13 protein-coding genes are annotated in these 14,328 nt (G+C 45.1%); 6 read left to right on the top strand and 7 right to left on the bottom strand.

Annotated features, from left to right (window positions below; all coding sequences use genetic code 11):
- Window positions 1-271 precede the first annotated feature (271 nt).
- On the top strand, window positions 272-1,459 hold the full coding sequence (locus AC3CH3_RS19455; RefSeq protein ID WP_017062388.1) for an MFS transporter: 1,188 nt from the start codon (window positions 272-274) through the stop codon (window positions 1,457-1,459).
- Window positions 1,460-1,529: 70 nt separating this feature from the next.
- Here AC3CH3_RS19455 and AC3CH3_RS19450 read toward each other — a convergent pair whose 3' ends face one another.
- From AC3CH3_RS19450 to AC3CH3_RS19430, 5 genes are all read right to left on the bottom strand, one after another.
- Entirely contained in the window at window positions 1,530-2,093 is a 564-nt protein-coding gene (locus tag AC3CH3_RS19450; RefSeq protein ID WP_488539045.1) for a sugar O-acetyltransferase, read from the bottom strand.
- 212 nt (window positions 2,094-2,305) lie between these two features.
- The gene (locus AC3CH3_RS19445; protein WP_488539044.1) at window positions 2,306-3,304 is read right to left on the bottom strand and encodes a LacI family DNA-binding transcriptional regulator; all 999 of its coding nucleotides are present in this window, start codon (window positions 3,302-3,304) and stop codon (window positions 2,306-2,308) included.
- Between the two features lie 99 nt (window positions 3,305-3,403).
- Window positions 3,404-4,843: a 6-phospho-beta-glucosidase gene (locus tag AC3CH3_RS19440; RefSeq protein WP_488539043.1), complete on the bottom strand. Its 1,440-nt coding sequence runs from the start codon at window positions 4,841-4,843 to the stop codon at window positions 3,404-3,406.
- A gap of 134 nt (window positions 4,844-4,977) precedes the next feature.
- Window positions 4,978-5,502, bottom strand: a complete 525-nt coding sequence (locus tag AC3CH3_RS19435; protein WP_488539077.1) for a hypothetical protein — start codon at window positions 5,500-5,502, stop codon at window positions 4,978-4,980.
- Between the two features lie 51 nt (window positions 5,503-5,553).
- Window positions 5,554-5,943 (bottom strand): VOC family protein, encoded by a 390-nt coding sequence (locus AC3CH3_RS19430; protein ID WP_065675922.1) that lies wholly within the window; start codon window positions 5,941-5,943, stop codon window positions 5,554-5,556.
- A 197-nt stretch (window positions 5,944-6,140) separates the two neighbouring features.
- Here AC3CH3_RS19430 and AC3CH3_RS19425 point away from each other — a divergent pair, with 197 nt between their 5' ends.
- Window positions 6,141-7,040 (top strand): DMT family transporter, encoded by a 900-nt coding sequence (locus AC3CH3_RS19425; RefSeq protein WP_488539042.1) that lies wholly within the window; start codon window positions 6,141-6,143, stop codon window positions 7,038-7,040.
- On the opposite strand, the gene AC3CH3_RS19420 is transcribed toward AC3CH3_RS19425, so the two are convergent.
- Window positions 7,037-7,939: a LysR family transcriptional regulator gene (locus AC3CH3_RS19420; protein WP_488539041.1), complete on the bottom strand. Its 903-nt coding sequence runs from the start codon at window positions 7,937-7,939 to the stop codon at window positions 7,037-7,039. The genes AC3CH3_RS19425 and AC3CH3_RS19420 overlap by 4 nt on opposite strands.
- 189 nt (window positions 7,940-8,128) lie before the next feature.
- Between AC3CH3_RS19420 and AC3CH3_RS19415 the strand changes: the two genes are divergently transcribed.
- Together AC3CH3_RS19415 and AC3CH3_RS19410 are read left to right on the top strand one after the other, a co-directional pair.
- The gene (locus AC3CH3_RS19415; protein ID WP_488539040.1) at window positions 8,129-10,201 is read left to right on the top strand and encodes an alkyl/aryl-sulfatase; all 2,073 of its coding nucleotides are present in this window, start codon (window positions 8,129-8,131) and stop codon (window positions 10,199-10,201) included.
- A gap of 321 nt (window positions 10,202-10,522) precedes the next feature.
- Window positions 10,523-11,347, top strand: a complete 825-nt coding sequence (locus AC3CH3_RS19410; RefSeq protein WP_488539039.1) for an SDR family NAD(P)-dependent oxidoreductase — start codon at window positions 10,523-10,525, stop codon at window positions 11,345-11,347.
- Window positions 11,348-11,366: 19 nt separating this feature from the next.
- Here the strand turns inward: AC3CH3_RS19410 and AC3CH3_RS19405 are convergent, their stop codons facing one another.
- Window positions 11,367-12,068 carry a lipoate--protein ligase family protein gene (locus AC3CH3_RS19405; protein ID WP_029405403.1) on the bottom strand — a complete coding sequence of 234 codons (702 nt, stop codon included), beginning with the start codon at window positions 12,066-12,068 and terminating at the stop codon, window positions 11,367-11,369.
- A gap of 227 nt (window positions 12,069-12,295) precedes the next feature.
- Between AC3CH3_RS19405 and AC3CH3_RS19400 the strand changes: the two genes are divergently transcribed.
- A complete protein-coding gene (locus AC3CH3_RS19400) occupies window positions 12,296-13,195 on the top strand; it encodes a homocysteine S-methyltransferase family protein (RefSeq protein ID WP_488539038.1) in 900 nt (299 codons plus the stop codon).
- A gap of 113 nt (window positions 13,196-13,308) precedes the next feature.
- Entirely contained in the window at window positions 13,309-14,319 is a 1,011-nt protein-coding gene (locus AC3CH3_RS19395; RefSeq protein WP_488539037.1) for a Gfo/Idh/MocA family protein, read from the top strand.
- The last annotated feature ends 9 nt before the right edge of the window (window positions 14,320-14,328 follow it).

Here is a 14,328-nt window from a genome sequence, read left to right as displayed (position 1 = left end):
CGCTATCTTCATTTTGTTTAATGTCATCTCGCTTGTGCTCATCACAGCTCAAATCATCTATGTCTTTTCGATCTCATCAGCTTAATCCAATGATCGGTTAACTCTTCAATTATTGCATATTTAACAAAGGTTATTTGTTAATAGCGTTATTTATCGCAAATATATATTGCTAGATAATCCTCGCAATCAAACGAAGCGCTCCTATTGCAGTCGCAAGCTGCCCCATTTTATCGCGCTCGGTATTTAACAAAGAACAGTAAGAGAGATGATTATGCCATTAGCATTACTTGCATTGACGCTCAGCGCCTTTGCCATCGGAACCACAGAATTTGTCATCGTAGGCTTGATTCCTACCATGGCGAGCGACTTGAATGTATCTCTGCCATCGGCAGGCCTATTAGTCAGTTTATACGCACTTGGCGTTGCTATTGGCGCACCAGTATTAACGGCATTAACCGGAAAGTGGAATCGTAAAGCGGTATTGCTAACCGTGATGGCATTGTTTGTCATTGGTAACTTATTGGCGTGGCAAGCTCCAGGCTATAACACGCTGATCGCCGCACGAATTTTGACCGGCCTCGCCCATGGTGTGTTCTTCTCGATTGGATCGACCATCGCGACAGGTTTGGTTTCAAAAGATAAAGCAGCCAGTGCCATTGCGATCATGTTTACGGGTTTAACGGTTGCATTGGTAACTGGAGTACCACTGGGCACTTATATCGGCCAAACCTTTGGATGGCAAGCGACCTTCTTGATCGTTGCTCTGCTTGGTCTTATTGCTCTTATCGGTAGCGCTATCTTGGTTCCAAGCAACCTTAAGCAACCACCTGCGGCGAAGATTTCGGCACAACTAAAGGTTCTAACTCAACCACGTTTGCTGTTGGTTTACGCCATCACGGCGCTTGGTTATGGCGGAACATTCACAGCGTTTACCTTCCTTGCTCCAATACTGGAAAACGTATCAGGGTTTGATTCGAGCTCAATCAGCTTAATCATGTTGGTTTACGGTGTGTCAGTTGCGGTCGGTAACATCTGGGGCGGAAAAATGGCCGACAAGATGGGCCCAATTAAAGCACTGACCGTTATCTTCTCTGGTTTAGCCGCGGTACTGGTGGTATTCAACTTTACCGCAGTAAACCCTTACGCAGCTGTTGCTACCATTTTGGTTTGGGGTGCATTTGCATTCGGTAACGTTCCGGGGCTACAAGTGTATGTTGTGAAACTGGCTGAGAAATACACACCAGACGCAGTCGATGTCGCTTCTGGGTTGAACATTGCAGCCTTCAACGTCGGTATTGCATTGGGATCATGGGGCGGTGGTTTGATTGTCGCAAAATCTGGATTAATGAACACCCCTTGGGTAGGTGCTGTGATCGTTCTGATCGCTCTTGTTCTGACTCGATTCAGTGGTGCGTTAGATAAGAAGCAAGCACAACAAGCTGTTCCATCTAGCATCTAGCATCTAGCATCTAGCAAGGATAGAAAAAACAAAGCCCGAACCTAGGTTCGGGCTTTGTCATTTAATCTGATTATTGTCCGTTATCGATCGATTTCAGCACTTTACATGGGTTACCGACGGCAACCACATTGGCTGGGATGTCTTTGGTTACCACACTGCCAGCGCCAATCACGCTGTTTTCGCCAATGGTCACGCCAGGGCAGATGATTACACCACCACCAAGCCAAACATTGTCGCCAACGTTAATCGGTGTGCCAAATTCGACGCCTTCTTCAACTCGGCCTTTCACATCGAGTGGATGGCCTGCGGTAAGAATTTGAACGTTCGGACCAAGCAGTACATTGTCACCAATGGTCACTTCAGCGACATCCAGAATCACGCAATTGAAGTTAGCGTAGAAGTTCTTACCCAGCTTGATGTTCGAGCCGTAGTCACAACGAAATGGGGGTTCTAAATGCGCGTTCTCACAGCCAGGAATAAGCTCTTGCGTTGCTGCTTCCCATTCAGATGTGTCAGGAATACTGTTATTGAGTTTTTGAAGCACCTTGCGACATTCGATACGAGCTGAATAAAGCTCTTTATCCCAAGCCTGATAAGGTTCGCCTGCGAGCATTTTTTGTTTTTCTGTTTTCACATTACTTACCTGTTCTCACATTACTGAGCTATTTTCACATTACTAAACTGATTTCACACAACTTAACTAATGGTGGTCAATTCATCGACCAAAAACGCAATATCGCATATCTAAACAACAGTGAATAAGAAGTGTTTGAGCTTGGTTGAAGAGCTGCGCAGCTCGTCACTTTTTGTAGGTGAAATATGAAACTCAATCGCGGTTAACTAAGCCTAGACACGCGGGGTAACCGAGTCGCGAATAACCAAGCTGCCAGTGGTATTGATAGTGGTCGCTTGCTCTGTTTCACCGACAATTTGCAGGATTACCTTTTGAATCATTTGTTCCAATGGCACACTCACAGACGTGAGGCTTGGCGTTAAAAACGCACCCACCTTACTATTATCAAAACCAACGATAGAAACATCTTTAGGTAATGAGTAACCAAGTTCAGTTAGCGCTTTAATCGCACCAATCGCCATGTCATCGTTTTCAGATAAGATAGCAGTGAACGTTGCTTTGCTTTTTACCAAGGCTTGAACGGCATGATAACCGCTCTCCATCGTCCAATCACCTTGAACGACTTTAGATTCATCCAATGCAATATCGTGCTTGGTTAGCACATCTTGATAGGCTTTATAACGCTGTTCATCGGTCGAAGACCCGGCTTTACCACGAATCGCCGCAATGTCTGTATGGCCTTGCTCGATGATGTATTCAACCATCAAACAAGCACTTTGATAATGATCGGTAGTAATAGCATGCTCAGGCTTCGACGGCATTTCTCGGTTGAGTACCAAAATCGGTGTGTCAGTGCTTTCGATGATCTTTGCAATCTCGCTTTCGGTTAAGCATTGCGGATAGATGATGATGCCCGCGCACTTCATATCCAGCAGGAAGTTGATCGCCTTTCTTTCGTCTTCAGCGCTGTGTTTGCCATCGGTGATCACCAACTGGTGATTCGACTTTTCGCTATAAGAAGCCGCGTGATACATCAAGGAAGAAAAATAAGGGCCATTGAACAACTCATTGGTGATTACAAAGCCGATGAAATTGGTCTTCTTGGTCGCCAATTGCTGAGCCAACAGGTTTGGTCGATAGCCTGTTTCTTGAATCGCATCGAATACCTTTTTCACCACATCTGGGCGCACGATGTTCTTGCCATTTAAGACACGAGAAACGGTCGATTTAGATACGCCTGCGCGGTTCGCGACATCAAGCATGGTTATCATTCGCTTCTTTTCCTTTATAAAAAATTAGCCGACATAGGCCGACTAATTCATTGCAAAATGACAGCTCACAGTTCACATAACTGCGCTGGGAAATGCATTCTAAATAGTGGCACCGTTAGATGCAATCACGCCTTTATACCACTCGAACGACTTCTTACGTTTGCGATCTAAAGTACCGGATTGATCGTTGTGCTTGTCTACATAAATGAAGCCATAACGCTTTTTCATCTCCCCGGTGGTGAACGACACCAAATCGATACAGCCCCAAGGGGTGTAGCCCATCAAATCAACACCGTCGATCGCAACGGCTTTTTTCATCTCTTTGATGTGGTCGCCAAGGTAAGCAATGCGGTAGTCATCATTAATGCTGCCATCTTCTTCAATGGTATCAACAGCGCCAAAACCATTCTCAACGATGAACAATGGCACTTCATAACGTTCATACAGAGACGCTAAACAGAAACGTAAACCAGTTGGATCAATTGGCCAGCCCCAATCACTAGACTGGATGAACGGGTTATCGACCGAGTTCTCATGACCGCCGTCCATCGCTTCTTCTGTAGATTGGTGAGAAGAAGAATCCAAGGTATTCGACATGTAGTAGCTAAAACCTAAGTAATCGGCCTTACCCTCTTTTAGGATCTGCTCATCTTCAGGCTGCATCTCAATGTTAAAGCCTTTGGTTGCCCAGTCACGCTTAGCGTAATTTGGGTAATGACCACGCACCATCACATCCGAGAAGAAATAACGGTCACGCATCGCTTTCTGCGCCACCATGATGTCTTCTGGCTTTGAAGAGCGAGGGTAGAAAGGCACCATCGCACACATTGCGCCGATTTGAAGATCTGGGTTGATCTCGTGACCTTTCTTAACCACCAAAGCACTTGCCACAAACTGGTGGTGAACCGCTTGATACATGGCTTCTTGTGGCTTTTCACATTGTGGGTACTTCACTCCAGAGCACAACCAACCGAAGATGTCTGCCGAAGTGTTCATCTGGTTGTTGATCTCGTTAAACGTCATCCAGTATTTCACTTTGTGCTGGTAACGCTCCATCACCGTGGTTGAGTACTTAACGAAGAAGTCGATCACTTTACGGTTCATCCAACCGCCGTATTCTTTGGCTAGGTGGTAAGGCATTTCAAAGTGGCTCAATGTTACCACCGGCTGAATGTCGTATTTCAACAGCTCGTCAAACAGATCATCGTAAAATGCTAAACCCGCTTCACATGGCTCAGCTTCATCGCCATTTGGGAAGATACGTGTCCAAGCAATACTGGTACGGAAACACTTAAAGCCCATCTCAGCAAATAACTTAATGTCTTCTTTGTAGCGATGGTAGAAATCCACTGCGACTTGGTTTGGATAGTTTTCGCCATCGATCACGCCATCAGTGATTCGACGCTGTACACCATGAGCGCCCGCTGTTAATACATCAACAACACTGACACCTTTACCATTCGCATCCCAGCCGCCTTCTAACTGATGCGCTGCAACAGCACCACCCCATAAAAAATCGTTCGGAAATTCGTTGTTCATACCATTACTCGCTACAAGTTATTCGTGACAAGATCAGGATTAGAGAGCCTATTGCAACTCTGAAACCGGTTTCAACAATAAGTAAAAGATCTTTTTTGATCGAACTACAGACTAATCAAAAGCCTGCATTACGATCAATGCTGCTCAAAATACTGGTCGTGTTGTGATTTAGCTGATTGGTCTTGAGTGCCAGGATAGAACTGGACGAGGGTCTGATCGGCTAGTGTGAGGTGAATCCAACCCTCTTTGACTTTCAGCCAATTGGTACCGTTGGTCTCATAGACAGCAGGAAAGCTGCCCCAGCCAGACTCTGATACCTGCAGCTCTTGAAAGCGGTTAATCGGGGTTAGCTTATTGCTGTCGAAGTTTGCGTCGGCATAAACTGATAAAGGCTCAATGGCATCGTTTGGCTTGAACGTATAACAGCTCACTGCGGCTGAAGTGCGATCAAACCATTGGTAAGGCTGCGCGCCGGTTAAATCATAAACGGTGCAGTCATTGAACTTAATGGCCCACTCTTGGTGAGCTTTAAAGCCGAGATAGCCTATTGGCTGTGATGGTTCAGGCTGAAAGTCAGTCTCTGGCTCATAGACCGGTTCTGAGGTAGCACATCCCATAAGCCCAAGACTAAAAAGGAAAGTCACAGCAAGCTTCATCATTGTCATACCTCAGTTCCGTTAGTAGATGAGTAACTCAATTAAGTCTCTACATTAAACGGTAAGTTCCAAACGATTACCATCCGGATCGAGTACACAGCTCTCATAATAGCCATCACCTGTTCTTCTTGGGCCATCTAAGCGTTCATAGCCGTCTTCGACCAAGCGTTGAGTCAGTTGATCGACCGCTTGTTCCGACCCTAATGAAATCGCCATATGAATGAAGCCTGTGAACTGGTCATAAATGTCATCTTTCGATTCAGGCACAGAATCCATTTCCATGATCTCTAAACGACTTCCCGTTTCAAACGAGAGGAAGTATGAAGAAAACCCTTTAGTTGGGTTGTGATATTTTGAGTTCGATGTCGCGCCGAAATAATCTTCATAAAATCGCTTCAGCACGTCGAGTTTTTTGGTCCAAATTGCGATGTGTTCAATCTTCATTTTGTTTGCCTAAGTTTGATGTCTAACGCTAGATTACTCATCAAATAAAGAACAATAAACAGAACGAAATTCATCGAAATTGTTCCTGATTAACGGGCTCGATTTTATGTCCATAACTGCACAGTATTGGCATCTATGTTTGTGTAATAGTTATCTTTCCTCCATAGTCAGGTTTTACACAATCTGAGATTCAAACTGTGAGCTTTTTAAAACTGATACTACTTGCGGCTATATGGGGAGGCTCGTTTCTTTTCATGAGAATGGCCGCTAATCCCTTGGGCCCAGCGGTTTTGATTGAAGCGAGAGTGCTATTTGCTGCCATCACTCTATTATTGGTCTCTTTCTATTTGAGAAAGAAATTGTCGTTCAATTCACATGCTAAGCACTTCTTTATTCTTGGGTTGTTCAATACTGCGGTTCCCTTTTTACTTTTCGCTTATGCCGCACAAACACTGAACGCCTCGACACTCGCCATCTTGAACTCCACCGCGCCAATATGGGCAGCAATCATTGGTGCGATATGGACCAAAACAGCACTCGAAGCGCGAGTTCTATTGGGGCTTGGAATTGGGGGCACGGGAGTTGGTGTGTTAGTCGGCTGGGATGCGATGAACATTGGTCGTGAGGCTGTACTTCCTATTTTTGCTGCGGTGATGGCGGCCTTTAGTTACGGAATCGCATCGAACTATACAAAACAAGCACCTAAAGTTGAGGCCTTCAACAATGCTCATGGCAGCATGTGGGCGGCCGTATTCATCGTGTTGCCATTTGTCTTTTTTATACCGATGAGAGAAGCTCCGGACCTGACCATCACCACATCGGTGATCTTACTAGGCGCAGTATGTACAGGGCTTGCTTACCTGCTTTACTTCAATCTCGTATCGGAATTGGGTGCGCCTTCGGCTCTGTCTGTCACCTTTTTGATTCCAGTGTTTGGCATCTTGTGGGGCAACCTATTCTTAGGCGAAGTCATTGGCCTGAACACCATTTTTGGCTCTGTTCTGGTTATTACCGGCACCATGTTAGTGACAAGCATGACGCCAACTAAAATGATAGAGAGCGCCAAACAGAAACGAGCAGCAAGAGCGGCTCGTTAATCGGTCATGTATTGTTGAATCTTGTTTCGCAACCACTGGTGGGCCGGGTTTAAATCGGTTCTCTTATGCCAGATCATGTACTGCTGTATCGGTAAGATTTCAAAGGGCTGATCAAGTACTTGAAGCTGGAAAGGTTCAGCAAATTTATTGGCAAAATCACGCGACGTACTGCCGACACAATCTGAGCCCGATACCAGCACACACATGGTCATCAGCGAGTCACACTCTGCACTCACTTTTCTCTGTTTCAGTGGCGATTTGGTAAAATAATCTGCCGTGTATAAACGAGTTCGTCGCATCCTAAAAGTAATATGCTTTTCATTGTAATATTGCTCTTCGGTCACAGAGCCATTGATTCTCGGATGCCCCTTTCGAGCTATCAGCACCAACTCATCTTCAATCATCGGCTGCTTCATATATCCATTCACTTGCGGGTAATGGATATCAATCGCTAGATCAGCTTGCTGCATGCTTAAACTCTGAAGAAGCTCTTCTTCGTTGTTCGGCACCATATTGAACTCAATAGAGATATTTCCTAACGTTTCATCTTGTTCAACAAGGGGTTGAAGCTTGGTTAGGCCTATCTCATTCACCAAAATTCGAAACACATGATGCTGCTGATTATCAAACTGCTTTAAGGTGCTGACGGCACTGGTTATGCCTTCTAATGCGGGCTCAACTCGATTTGCCAGTTGCACCGCTGCGTTAGTCGGAGTAATCCCGCGCCCTTCACGAATAAACAGGTCGGTATCAAGCTGAGATTGCAATCGCTTCAATGCCCCGCTAACCCCAGGCTGAGTCATACCAAGCGATTCAGATGCTAAGGTGATCGACTGCAGTCGGTACACTTCCAAAAATACGCTCAGTAAATTTAGATCTAACTTTTCAACATCACTCACGGTCACTCTCCATGTTTAGGTGCACTCGCATTGGGTATACGACAAGCTTTTCGCTTCAATCTGCTACTTTTAAGCATACAACACATAACAGTTCGTGATGTGTTAAATAAAGCTTACTTTATTTTTTGCTATATGTCTTATTCCTATAATCGCCTCAACGAAACAAAATTCTGAAATGAAGAGGCTCTTATGAAAACTTCTCGCACGTTCAAAAATGCATCACTGTTCCTAGCTATCTCGCTGGCATTCCCTGCAGTTGCAGCTAACCATGACCACGCACACTTCAGCGAAATTGGCGATCAAGGTGGTAAAAGCGCAACCGAGATGACCACTAAAGCAAACCAAGAGTTCGCAAAAACACTTAACTTTTCCGACACTCGCGCTTTCGACAATAACAACAAGGGTCTGATTGCTAGCTTTGATCAAGAGACGGGCGACATCATTCGTAATAGCTTTAACTTCATCGACCCGAGTGTGACGAATGCAGACCAAGCACCAGATTCAGTAAACCCTTCACTGTGGCGCCAAGCGGTATTGAACCAAGCAGCAGAAGGCTTATATGAAGTTGTTCCGGGTAAAGTTTACCAAGTTCGAGGGGCAGATTTAGCGTCTATCTCTTTCATTCGTAGTGACAACGGTTGGATCGCTTACGACGTTCTTCTTACCAAAGAAGCAGCCGCTAAATCACTCAAATTCTTCAAGAACAATGTGCCTGATGGCGGCGAACTGCCAGTCGTTGCAATGATTTACTCTCACTCACATGCTGATCACTTTGGTGGCGCAAGAGCAATCAAAGACGCGTACCCAGATGTAAAAGTGTACGGTTCGAAAAACATTACTAAAGAAATCGTCGACGAAAACGTATTGGCGGGTAATGCCATGTCTCGTCGTACTGCTTATCAATATGGCGCAACCCTGAACCGACACGAACACGGTATTGTTGATGCGGCACTGTCGAAAGGTCTATCAACCGGTAGCATTACTTACGTACTGCCAGACTACGAACTGAACCATAACGAAGAGATTGAAACTCTGGTTATTGACGGCTTAGAAATGCAATTCATGGATGCTTCAGGTACCGAAGCGGCCTCTGAAATGGTGACGTATATCCCGAGCATGAAAGCACTTTGGACTGGCGAACTGACCTACCAAGGCATGCATAACCTGTACACGCTGCGTGGCGCTAAAGTACGTGACGGCTTGAAATGGTCTAAGAAGATCAACGAGATGTTAGTCACTTGGGGTGAAGATACTGAGGTGCTGTTTGCGTCTCATTCATCGCCAATTTGGGGCGAACAAGAGATCTCTGATTACCTAAAAATGCAGCGTGACGCTTACGGTTTTACTCATAACCAAACGCTTCGCTTAGCCAATAACGGTGTGGTTCTGCAAGATATCGGGGACGAGATTTACAAGGTAATGCCAGACAGCATTCAACAGTCTTGGCACACCAACGGTTACCACGGCACTTACTCTCACAACGCTCGCGCGGTGTACAACATGTACCTTGGTTACTTCGACATGAACCCAGCTAACTTAAACCCATTACCAATCAAGCCAGAATCAGTGAAGTTTGTTGAGTACATGGGCGGCAGCGACGCTGTGATTGAAAAAGCACAGCAAGACTTCCAAGAAGGTGAATACCGCTTCGTTGCAACAGCACTGAATAAGGTGATTCAAGCAGAACCAGAAAACAAAGTTGCACGCGGCTTATTGGCTGATACTTACGAGCAATTGGGTTATCAATCAGAAGGTGCTGGTTGGAGAAACATCTATCTAACGGGTGCTCAAGAGCTCCGTATTGGCACACAACCGGGCGCACCAAAGACTGCATCTCCGGATGTGTTAGCGAACATGACCATTGAAAACCTACTCGATTACTTAGCAGTAAAAGTGGATTCGCTAAAAGCGCAAGAAACACCATTTACATTGAATATTCAGCTACCAGATGTACAAGAGTTTTACTACGTTGAAATGTCTAACGGTAACCTGAACAACATTCAAGTGAACGAGCTGCAAGATGCAGATACAACACTGATCATCAATAAGTCTGACGTGTCTGACATCGTGCTTAAGAAAACAAGCCTTGGAAAACTGTTAGAAGACGGACAAGCAGGCGTGAAAGGTGATAAGACATCACTTAACAAACTGCTGTCTTCATTGACAGAAGCTGACACCTCTTTTGAGATTGTACCGCGTCCAAACAAAGGCGAAGAAGTTGATGCAGAGCTATACCAAGATTCAGCTGTGCACGCTCATTAATCTCTAAAAAATAACAACGTCAACATTGGCTGACACAAGGCTACTAACGACCAAGCCTCAACTAATTAATTTAGTTGAGGCTTTTTCTTGCAAGAGTATTCCACCAGCAGGCTAAAGCTTTCCATTACAAACCACCCCCCAATAGCTTTAGAAAAGTTGCAGTATAATATCCGGCTACCCTATCCGATTCAGTATTGTCATAATTCTCATTTACAGCACATTTTCTAACCGTTGCTCCTCCCATCATGTGAACTAGTATGAATTTTGTGCACCGAATCTTTGTTATAAAAGTTACACGGGTAATGTTTCAAAGGAAGAAAAATGCACAAAACAATCCTCATCACTGGTGCGACGGATGGTATTGGTTTAGAAACGGCAAGGATGTTGGCTCAACAAGGCCACCATATCCTGATTCATGGACGCAACCCGGCGAAGTTGAACAAGGTTAAAACGGGACTATCTAGACTGTGTAAAAATGCGGTGATCGAAAGCTACATCGCAGACTTATCTTCCCTCGCAGAAGTGAAGACTCTCGCACAACAAATCAGAGACAAGCACCTACAACTTGATGTACTGATCAACAATGCTGGGGTCTATAAGGTATCCGAGATTACCACTGCAGAGAACTTAGACGTTCGATTCGTCGTTAACACCATCGCCCCTTATCTACTCACGCAAATGCTGCTACCTCTTTTTGATGCGACAGGTCGTATCGTCAACCTATCTTCAGCAGCCCAATCAACCGTAGATTTAGAAGCGCTTATCAGTCCGAACGCAGGCGAATTAGATGGTCCAGTTTACGCGCAAAGTAAGCTCGCGCTGACGATGTGGTCTATCAACTTAGCTCATCAACTCGGGTCTAACGGTCCATCTATAATTCCCGTCAATCCGGCTTCATTTCTTGGCAGTAAATTGGTTAAAGACGCATATGGGTTAGATGGCAATGACTTAGGAATTGGTGCTGATATTTTATGTCGAGCATCACTGTCTGATGAGTTTGCCAACGCATCAGGAAAGTATTTTGATAATGATTCGGGGTTATTCAAAGACCCTCATGCCGATGCATTGAATCCCGCTAAAAACTGTAAACTGGTGGAAGTTATCGAGCAGCTGTTACAAGAAAAATTGCCCGCCGAACACCATTGAACATGGCAGACACATAGCATTATGCATGCTTAATAAAAGCTTGGCTCAACTGTTGAAAGAGTGAATCTACGTTGGGCATGGGCGTCACATGTTCAGATAAAAGCGTATGAACATGTGGCTCTACAACGGTTGGATTGGCGCAAATCTGATTGTAAAAGTTCACAGGGGCAACGATATGCTCTAAGTCAGCATCTAACAAGATACAGGCTTGCGAAAGTACGATCTGACCGCCCCCGCGTTTCAGCAAAACACGCTGAGCCGTTCCCACTATTTTTTGCTTATTGATGTTGAGATTGTAATCGCCATCGCAATAAGAACCGGGGGTTGCGTGCACATCGACATCAACGCCTAACTCTTTAAAAAATTGAGTTAAAACATCACATAAATGCAGATACGCTTTTTGAATATTATACGCTTCGTCAGAAGGCCAATGATAAATGTGCGATAGGTTAATGACTCCCGGTAACTGGGGAACAGGAGCACCACCCGTTTTACGCGAAGAGAGTTGCCAACCTTGTGCCTCAAGTTGCTTTCTAGACTCCAACGTCACTGGCCACTTTTTCCCTGCAGGCAAAACAAGTGTCGGCGTTTTGGCTTGCCACAACATTAAAGCTTGTCCAATCTCACCATTCTGTATCTGCTGCAATAGTTCATCTTCTTTTTCAAACGCACGCTCAACATCAATGTGCGGGTAACGTACGAGTTTATTCGTTAACTTCAATGCACTTTCCTCTACAGATTGTTGAGTTCGAATTAATCACTGGCTCTAGATTAATAATATATCCCCCAAATCCAATACAACATAGCGCCAGAGGTGCAATATTTTATTATTCCTATCTATGCAGTATCGGCTTAGTTAAAAAGCTCGTGCTTGGACAGCTTTAGTCAAGCAAAGTTGTCTGATATGGTGGCGGCAGAACTTCAGCAATTGTTTAGATAGTATTGAATATGAAAACACTAACCATACTTGATGGCGGCATGGGCCGAGAACTCAAAGAAATTGGCGCGCCATTCTCACAGCCTCTTTGGAGCGCTCAAGCGCTGATTGAAGCTCCCGACTTTGTTAGCCAAGCGCATCAAAACTTTGTCGATGCTGGTGCTGAAATCCTGATCATCAATAGCTACGCCTGTGTACCTTTTCATTTGGGTGAAGAGCTGTTCAAACAACAAGGTTTTGAATTAGCAGCGCTATCTGGCGAACTGGCTAAGGCAGTTGCTGACAATGCCCCTCACACAGTGAAAGTAGCAGGCGCGATTCCACCGCCATTTGGCAGCTACCGACCAGACTTGTTTAAGGTCGAAGAAGCAGCCCCTATCATTCAAACCCTTTATGATGCCCAAGCTCCAAACATCGACCTTTGGATAGCGGAAACGATTTGTAGCCTGCAAGAATTCGAATCCATTCATGCGGTACTCAAGCAGTCAGATAAGCCGTGTTACTACGCGTTCAGTTTGGAAGACACCAAGGGTGATTCTGCCAATATTCGTTCTGGCGAGAGCGTAACAGACGCCATCAAACTTGCCTGCCAATCGAACGCGAAAGGCATTATGTTTAACTGTTCAGTGCCTGAAGTGATGGATCAAGCCATTATCGATGCTAAGAAAGTGATCGATGAGCTAGGCCGTGATTTAGACATTGGTGTCTATGCCAATAACTTTGCACCTATCAGCAGCGAACATGAAGCGAATGATATGTTTCAGGAGATGCGTGAACTGGATGGCCAAGGTTACTTAACTTACGCTAAACGTTGGCACGCACTGGGCGCGAATATCGTCGGTGGCTGTTGTGGCATCGGGCCAAAGCACATTAAAGCCCTAGCCGATTGGAAACACTCAATACAGAGCTGATCCTGAGCTTCAACTAGAATAAAATAAATAGAGAACAGGTTGAGAAATCTGTTCTCTATTTGTATGTGGCGTCTCTGAGTACACTGATACAAAACAACGATTTGGAGCAACTGATGAGCGACACGCAACGCAAAATTAAATGGGGCATCGCAGGGCTAGGTAATATCGCCAATCGATTCGCAACCGCAGTCACAGAGCATTCTCTGCATGGTGAGCTTTATACGGTTGCCGCAAGAGATCACTCACGCGCAACCACGTTCGCCAATAAGTTTGGTTGCGACAAGGCTTATGGCTCTTATGAAGAGATGGCGAATGACCCAGGAGTTGAAGCGGTTTACATCGCTACGGTTCACCCATACCACCAGCCACTTGCCGAACTGTTTTTAAAGAATAAAAAACATGTATTGGTGGAGAAGCCGGCTTTTACCAACATTGCTGACTGGCTTGAGATGAAAGCCCTCGCCAAGCAAAATGGCGTGATGCTGTTAGAAGCGATGAAAACCGTGGTGTTTCCCGCGTATCGTGAGCTCCAATCATTCTTGGTCGACAACAATATTCAGATAGATTCCATCGAAGCCAGCTTTGGTAACCATCACGACTATGAGCCCGATTTGTTTATCTTCAATCCGGATTTGTCAGGCGGAGCAACGCTCGATGTTGGGGTCTATGGGCTTTGGTTCTTCTACGACCTGTGTCGAACACTGGGTGTGAACCCTTCAAAACCTCAGGTAGAAATGTTGTGTCTTTATGAGGGAGCGAATGTTGATACCAATGCATGCTTTACCTTCTCTGGTGATATAAGCGGTAAGATATCGGCATCAACAGTGCAAAACCTTCCCCGAACAGCACACTTAAGTGGGCCCGAAACCAAGATCTCCATTCACGAAAAATGGTGGAATCCGGCCTTTATTGAGATTGAGCATCAAGGCAAAAAGTCGACCATCAACTACCGAGTGACAGGGAATGGGTTCGAGTTTGAAATCGACCATTTTTCAGAGTTAGTCCTTCAAGGCAAAACTGAATCGAATATCCTAAGCTCAGAGATAACCTCTCGAGTTCTCGATACGATGGAAAAAGCACTCATTGATTCTGGCTATCCACATTTAACTCAACCTCGTCGTTAGGAAAAGCAC

The sequence above is a fragment of the Vibrio sp. QJM3NY_35 genome, from assembly GCF_057785915.1.
Note: the sequence above shows the minus strand (reverse complement) of the source record. Positions and strands in the feature narration are given on the sequence as shown.